The sequence below is a fragment of the Acinetobacter sp. YH01019 genome, from assembly GCF_013420285.1.
In the GTDB taxonomy this organism is placed as follows: domain Bacteria; phylum Pseudomonadota; class Gammaproteobacteria; order Pseudomonadales; family Moraxellaceae; genus Acinetobacter; species Acinetobacter gandensis.
In genome coordinates this window covers 1-7302 of sequence record NZ_VOYM01000031.1, presented here as the reverse complement: position 1 = coordinate 7302, position 7302 = coordinate 1, and the positions used below count along the sequence as shown (strand labels likewise).

Sequence of the window (7302 nt, the reverse complement as noted above, 5' to 3'; positions counted from 1 at the left end):
AGCTCCAGCCACTCAGCAAGTCGTGAAACAGGGCATCACAGATTATTTATCTCAGCCACTTTGATAAAAAAAAGACGCTTTTAAGCGTCTTTTTTATGTATCAACTATAGATAATTATTATTTCTGAAATTGATTCAGTGCTTTACGAGCTAATGCTGGATCGTCAGTAAATACACCATCTACACCTGCTTTGTAAAAGTTTTCAAACTCTTTTAGCGCGCCGCTATCACAGCGTTCGGTTGCTATTTGATTACACTTGAGATAATCCGGCAAAAAGCCATTTTCAGGACGCAACGTATAAGGATGAACCTTTAGTCCAGCGGCATGGGCATCTTTGACAAAGTTGGTTTGTTTAAACTCGTTATTTGAAAAGATATAGGTTTTACTTGGGCCAATACCATCTGCATAACTTGCAACATCTTTTAGACCTTGAGGCGTGGCTAGGCTGGCATAGTTAGCAGGTGTAGCTTGATCTTGTAAATCGCCTGGAATTGCATTTGGACTATCCAGTAGCTGAATAATTTTGGCGTGTTTTAAACTTTTCTTTCGTGCTAACTGCTCATGGAAATATTTCAAATTGGTGGTTTCAAACGATTGTAAATAAACAGGCGCAATTTCACGGGTGTATTTATACTTCGCTAAGGTGCTAAGCAGTCGATCTTCCATGGCTAAGTTTTGCTTTTGAAAGAATGTCGGGTGTTTGGTTTCAATATACAGCCCGACAATTTTCCCAGTCTTTTTATAATGAGCATCTGTGAGTTCAATAATTTGTTCCAAAGTTGGAATGCTGGATTGATCATTATAAGTGGTGTTAGTGGGGCGGTATTGCGGAATCCGTTCACGGGCTTTTACATTTTGGTTGAGTTCATTCAGAGTAAAGTCTTCAGTAAACCAACCTGTATAATCTAGACCATCAATTTTCTTGGTTTTTTTACGGTCTGCAAATTGTGTTAAGGAGCTGACATTGGTTGTGCCGCTAATTTCACTTTCGTGACGAGCGATAAGATAGCCATCTTTCGTCGGAACTAGATCAGGTTCAATAAAATCCGCACCATCATCAATGGCTTTTTGATAGGACGCTAAAGTATGTTCAGGTCTTAAAGCACTTGCGCCACGATGCCCGACAATCACAAAACCAGTATCTGGTAATACTGGCGGTTTGCTCACTTGAGTTTTTTTATCGTCAGAATTACACGCAGTTAAACCGAATGTACTCAGTAGAATGAAGCTAGAGAACAGCACTATTGAGTTTTTTTTAGCATGATGGTCTATGCCTTGTTCTGTATGTTCTTTCAGTAAAGTTTGTCGTTTTGAAAGTTTGGTTGTTAATTGTTTTAGCATGAAAGCCTCTGCGTGTTGTTATTTAAAATGAAGACGCAGGGGATACAGTGCAGATAGATAAAGAACAAATGATGACAGACCGCTAAATGTCACATAATTTAACTAAAATAAATGTGGAAAATACGTCTCCATATTTTCTACATATTCATCAGAATGATGGGTTTTTATGTAGTATGGGCTTGTATTCATCTTGATGGTGATTGATTATCAATAAGATTTTAAAAATCATCAAATCACCATTTTAAACCTCGCAATCTAAAAGTGACATGGACTGATGCTGTCTAAGTTTTTTATTCAACGCCCAATTTTTGCTGGTGTTCTCGCAATTATCGTCATGGCAGTCGGATTATTTGCCGTGCTGAATTTACCCGTAGAGCGCTATCCTGATATTGCACCACCTAGAATAACGGTGAGTGCGAGTTATAGTGGCGCGTCTGCTGAAACGGTAGAAGAAAGTGTTACACAAGTCCTAGAGCAACAAATAAAAGGCATTGATAACTTACTGTACTTTAGTTCGAGCAGTGATTCCTCTGGGCGTAGTCGAATCAGTATCAGTTTTGAAAATGGTACAGATCCTGATACAGCACAAGTTCAAGTCCAAAACTCGATTAATGGTGTGATTAATCGACTGCCGGAAGATGTACAGCGCCAAGGTGTGAATGTCTTTAAATCATTGGGTGATACCCACATGGTGATTGGTATCTATGATGAAACGTCGAAAAGTTCCAATATTGAGCTTGGCGACTATATGATGACGCATCTTGAGCAAGATATTGCGCGGATTGAAGGGATTGGTGAAGTTGATGTATTTGGCTCACAGTTTGCGATGCGTATTTGGCTCAACCCATTAAAATTAAAACAATATAGCCTCATGCCAAGCGATATTCGTAGCGCAATTGAAGCACAAAATACCCAAGTTGCAGCAGGCGCTGTTGGTGATTTACCTGTCAAAGCAGATCAATATTTAAATGCCAAAGTCACCTCAGGTTCACGTTTAAAGTCAGTCGAAGAATTTGAAAATATTATTGTGAAATCTAGCCGTGATGGCAGTTTTGTTTACCTAAAAGATGTTGCTCGTGTTGAAATGGGCGCTGAAAATTATCAGGGGATTAATACAATTAATGGCTATCCATCTTCAGGGATGGGTATTTCTTTGGCTTCAGGTGCTAATGCTTTAGCAACATCGGCATTAATTAAGCAAGAAATTGAGCAACTCTCGAAACAACTGCCTGAGGGCTATAAAATTGTTTATCCACGAGATAATACGCCTTTCGTACAAGAGTCTATTAAAGAAGTCGTAAAGACGCTGTTTGAAGCGGTGTTACTCGTGGTTTTAGTCATGTTTATTTTCTTACAAAACTGGCGAGCAACTTTAATTCCAGCGATAACCGTTCCTGTAGTGATCTTAGGTACATTGGCGATACTCTACGTTTTGGGTATGACCATTAATACCTTAACCTTGTTTGCTTTGGTTTTGGCGATTGGCTTATTGGTCGACGATGCGATTGTTGTTGTAGAAAATGTCGAACGTTTAATGCATGAACAGCATTTAACTGCCAAACAAGCTGCTATCGAGTCGATGCAAGAAATTAGTGGTGCATTAATTGGGATCACACTGGTTTTAACTGCGGTGTTTATTCCAATGGCTTTCTTTGGTGGTTCGACAGGCGTTATTTATCGTCAGTTTTCTATTACCTTAGTGGCAGCCATGGGGTTGTCGCTCATGGTGGCATTGATATTAACACCTGCTTTGTGTGCTTTAATTTTAAAACCCAATCCACAGCCAGCGCGTTGGGCCGTTTGGTTTAATACTTCATTAGAGCGTTTAAAACTGAAATATCTGACCATTGCTCAGGCCACAGTAAAAAATCGACTCATTACTTTGGTATTGTTTGCTGGCTTGGTGGTGATTTTCGCACTGTTTTATCGTGCTTTGCCGACCAGCTTTATTCCAAGTGAAGACCAAGGTATCCTGAGTGTGCAACTGAAGCTGCAAGAAGGTGCACCGATGGCCAAAAGCCAGCAAGTTGGTGAACAGATTCGACAGTATTTTTTGACTGAAGAAAAACACAATGTTGATTTAGTGATGCTGCGGTATGGTCGGAACTTCTCGGGGACAGGGCAAAATTTAGGACAAGGTTTTATTGCGTTGAAACCATGGGATGAGAGAAGTGGTAAAGAAAATTCTGCACAAGCCATTCGTGAGCGAGCTTTAAAGCATTTCAGAACCTTTAATAATGCACAAATTAATATCAACATGCCACCGTCAGTCAATGGACTTGGGCAAACGGATGGTATCGATTTTTGGATACGTGATATTAATGGCGAAGGTCGAGCTTATTTGGAAGAACAATTTAAAACTTTACAAGATAAAGCCAGCCAATTTACCAGTTTTGAAAACTTAGATAAACGTTCTAATCCAGACAAGGCAGAGTTGAAGGTCAATATTGACCAAAAGCAAGCGATGGCGTTGGGGCTAAGTCAATCTGCCATTAATAGTACTTTAGGGAGTGCTTGGGGTGGCAGCTATATTAATGACTTTATTGATCGTGGCCGCATCAAGCGCGTCATGATGCAGGGCGATGCCGAATTTCGCTCAAAGCCTGAAGATCTTGCTGCATGGCATGTTCGAAATGATCAACATGAAATGATTCCGTTTAGTAATTTCTCGACCATTGCATGGAGTGGTGGTCCAGAAGTGGTTAACCGTTTCATGGGCTATACTGCGCTGCAAATGGAAGCAGATACTGCAAAAAATGTCAGCAGTGGTCAAGCCATGCAAGATGTCAAAAATCTTGTGCAACAAGTACCTGGAGTGGATGTGGCCTGGAGTGGTTTATCCTTTGAAGAACAAAAGTCTAGTAACCAAGCGATTTGGCTATATTTGGTTTCAATTGGATTTATTTTTCTATGTTTAGCTGCTTTGTATGAAAGTTGGAGTATCCCGACGGCCGTTATGAGTGCAATTCCATTGGGTATTGGCGGCAATATTATCTTTAGTTATATTGCCGGATTTCCAAATGACATTTATTTCCAAATCGCTCTACTGACAACAATTGGTTTGTCCTGTAAAAACGCGATCTTGATTGTAGAGTTTGCAGCGATGGCACAAGAAAAAGGCAAACATGTAATCGAAGCTGCAATGGAAGGCGCAGCACTTCGTTTACGTCCTATTTTGATGACCTCTTTGGCATTTGGCGCAGGTATATTACCATTGGTCTTCGCTTTTGGTGCAGGCGCAGCAAGCCGTCAGGAAATTGGCGTGAGTGTGCTGGGGGGCGTGATCTTCGGCACGGTACTGGTCCTGATCTTTACTCCATTTATGTATGTATTGATACGTACTCTATTTAAGCCCAAGTCCGTTAAAAGAAACATAAGTGATTAAATTGTTTAGGTTTCGTTGTAAAGGTTGAGAAATGTAACAGTTTTTCGTAGTATTGCTGCGCCGTATAAGCGGTTTGATGAGGATTAAATCCCTAAATGGACAGGCACAGTTGTCAGATACACCAAATTTCAAACATTTATATTTACCAACATTATTATGTGGGTTCATTCGGCAAATAAAATAAGAGCCGTTGCGGCCCTATTACATAGGTTGGGTAATAGGGGGCGAGCATGAGCTACAACAACTTTTTATATCTTTTAAATGATGCATTAAGCAAGCAAGATATTGCATTGGCATTAGACTCTGTTAAAACGTTTAAAGCCGCAGATTTGGCTGATATTTTGGCACAATTACCTTTAGAGAATAGTCAAAAGCTGCTACTGCATCTTCCTGCACGCGCCTATGTATTTTCATATTTCAAACCCGAAGAACAAGTAAAATTTGCACACGGTTTAACGCGAACAGACTTGGCTGAAATTATGGGCGAAATGCCTTCAGACAAGCGTGTCGATTTATTTAAATGTTTAGATCACGAGCAGCAAAATACTTTATTGCCTGCATTGGCACAGGCCGAGCGTGAAGATATTCGGCAGCTCTCTTCTTATGTAGAAGGTACGGCAGGGGCCATCATGAGCTCCGAATATGCCACCTTAAAACCGAATATGTCGGTAAAAGATGCCATTAAAATGTTGCGTTATGAGGCACCCGATTCGGAAACCATTTATTTGGCCTATGTACTTGATGAAGCAAGAAAGCTGCTGGGTGTTTTATCGCTCAAACAATTAATACTTGCCGAAGAACAAAGCAATATTAGTGATTTAATGGCGACCGATATTATTTTTGCATATTTTGACAGCGATCAGAATGAAGTAGCCAAAACCATTGCTCGTTATGACTTACTGGCATTACCCATTATAGATCATGCCGGTGTGATGGTGGGTATTGTGACACATGATGATGCAATGGATGTGGCCAGAGAAGAGGCAACAGAAGATTTTTTAAAATCTGGTGCTGTCGATGCATCATCTAAATTGAGTCTTAAATCTGCCCCGATATTGCAACTCTATCAAAAACGGGTGTATTGGCTGGTATTTCTTGTTTTTGGCAGTTTGTTATCCGGGATTGGCATTGCACATTTTGAAGACATTATTGCCGCAAATATTGTATTGGTTTTCTTTTTGCCCTTATTGGTTGGCAGTGGTGGAAATGCAGGTTCTCAGTCTGCAACATTGATGGTGCGAGCACTGGCCACAGGCGATGTGCAGTTTAAAGATTGGTTGTATCTGCTTGGGCGTGAAAGTTTAGTCGCGCTATGTTTAGGTGGCACCATGGCGTTTGCAGTCTCTATTTTAGGTTATTACCGTGGCGATCTTATGGTTTCACTGGTGTTGGCTTTGAGTATGATGGGCATTGTGCTGATGGGCTGTTTAATTGGAATGAGCCTACCTTTCATCCTGAATCGTTTGAAGCTAGACCCTGCAAGTGCATCTGCACCGTTAGTAACTTCCATTTGTGATGCAACAGGCGTGGTGGTGTATTTATTTATTGCTTCACAGCTTCTACTTTAAATTATCGGGCTTCTGTTGCCTTAAATAAATCCTTTAAGCACTTTAAATTCATCTTAGATTAGCATTTATAAAATCATAACAGACCTGAGTAAAAAACTGCTTTATTCTCAAGTAGATTGCATTTACCCAACGATACGTTTTCTATGCCAGAACCTGCATCTTCAAAAAAACTTAGCCAGCAAGAGGTGATTCGCTTAGAGCGCGATTTAGCCAAATTTGCCAATATGATGGATTCCGTAGTACGTATTCCATTTACGCGACAAGGCGTGGGCGCAGATGCTGCTCTGAGTACAATTCCTGTTGCAGGTGATATTGCAGGTTTTGTCCTCACTTGTTATGCGATTTATAAAGCAAAGCAGATTGGTGTACCGCAAGCGAAACTCAATGGCGTAATGAAATTAGCGGTCATGGACGCAGTTGTCGGTTTTATTCCAGTAGCAGGAACAATTTTTGATGTTTTTATACGTCCGAGTCGTAAAGCCTTAGATGTTGTACATACACATATTCGAGAAGAATACCAAATTCAATCTGATACTCATGTTGTTCATCCATTTTTACATGAAAACCTAGAGCGGAAGCAGCAACAATCTGCATTTTGGCGTAATCCAGTTGTGGCCTGGATTTGGATTCATATACCCGATATTTTAGGCCTGCTATTTTTAGCTATTTTTGCATTTGCGATTTGGATGGGAGGCAGTCTGCTGTTGCAATGGCTACAAGTACAGGGCATTGTTTAAAAAAGCTGTACTGATAAAGCCTATTCAGGGTGATGTTTAAAAATAAAAAAAAGCCTCCATGTGGATAATGCCAGTCAGTTAAGAAATTGACTGGCATTTTCTTGGATATTTTTGTGCTTTAATTTTCACTACTCGCGGACATTGCCTTTGCCTTTTTTCAGGTAATACAAATATTTTAGATTGTTCAAATAATTGCGCTAAATGTTTGGGTAGGTTTCCTGCTGATTCTAAAGGTGTGTGCCTTAAGATATTGATAATACTCATAGATGCA

At 40.2% G+C, this 7302-nt stretch carries 4 protein-coding genes and 1 pseudogene; 3 read left to right on the top strand and 2 right to left on the bottom strand.

Features of this window, described 5'->3' with window-relative positions; translation table 11 throughout:
- Positions 1 to 117 precede the first annotated feature (117 nt).
- Positions 118 to 1242 carry a glycerophosphodiester phosphodiesterase gene (locus FTT84_RS09045; RefSeq protein ID WP_373685007.1) on the bottom strand — a complete coding sequence of 375 codons (1125 nt, stop codon included), beginning with the start codon at positions 1240 to 1242 and terminating at the stop codon, positions 118 to 120.
- A gap of 373 nt (positions 1243 to 1615) precedes the next feature.
- Between FTT84_RS09045 and FTT84_RS09040 the strand changes: the two genes are divergently transcribed.
- The 3 genes from FTT84_RS09040 (at position 1616) to FTT84_RS09030 (ending at position 7031) form a co-directional block, all read left to right on the top strand.
- Complete coding sequence (locus FTT84_RS09040; RefSeq protein ID WP_180081002.1) at positions 1616 to 4726, top strand: multidrug efflux RND transporter permease subunit; 3111 nt, start codon at positions 1616 to 1618, stop codon at positions 4724 to 4726.
- 230 nt (positions 4727 to 4956) lie between these two features.
- Complete coding sequence (gene mgtE, locus FTT84_RS09035) at positions 4957 to 6294, top strand: magnesium transporter (RefSeq protein WP_067763366.1); 1338 nt, start codon at positions 4957 to 4959, stop codon at positions 6292 to 6294.
- 143 nt (positions 6295 to 6437) lie between these two features.
- Complete coding sequence (locus FTT84_RS09030) at positions 6438 to 7031, top strand: DUF4112 domain-containing protein (RefSeq protein WP_180081004.1); 594 nt, start codon at positions 6438 to 6440, stop codon at positions 7029 to 7031.
- A 78-nt stretch (positions 7032 to 7109) separates the two neighbouring features.
- Here the strand turns inward: FTT84_RS09030 and FTT84_RS17930 are convergent.
- Positions 7110 to 7302 (bottom strand): annotated as a pseudogene (locus FTT84_RS17930) (DDE transposase); the annotation flags it as partial.

What these genes read in the sequence shown, in the direction of transcription:
- FTT84_RS09040 (WP_180081002.1), top strand. Translation starts at nt 1,616, where the DNA reads ATGCTGTCTAAGTTTTTTATTCAACGCCCAATTTTTGCTGGTGTTCTC.
- mgtE (WP_067763366.1), top strand. Translation starts at nt 4,957, where the DNA reads ATGAGCTACAACAACTTTTTATATCTTTTAAATGATGCATTAAGCAAG.
- FTT84_RS09030 (WP_180081004.1), top strand. Translation starts at nt 6,438, where the DNA reads ATGCCAGAACCTGCATCTTCAAAAAAACTTAGCCAGCAAGAGGTGATT.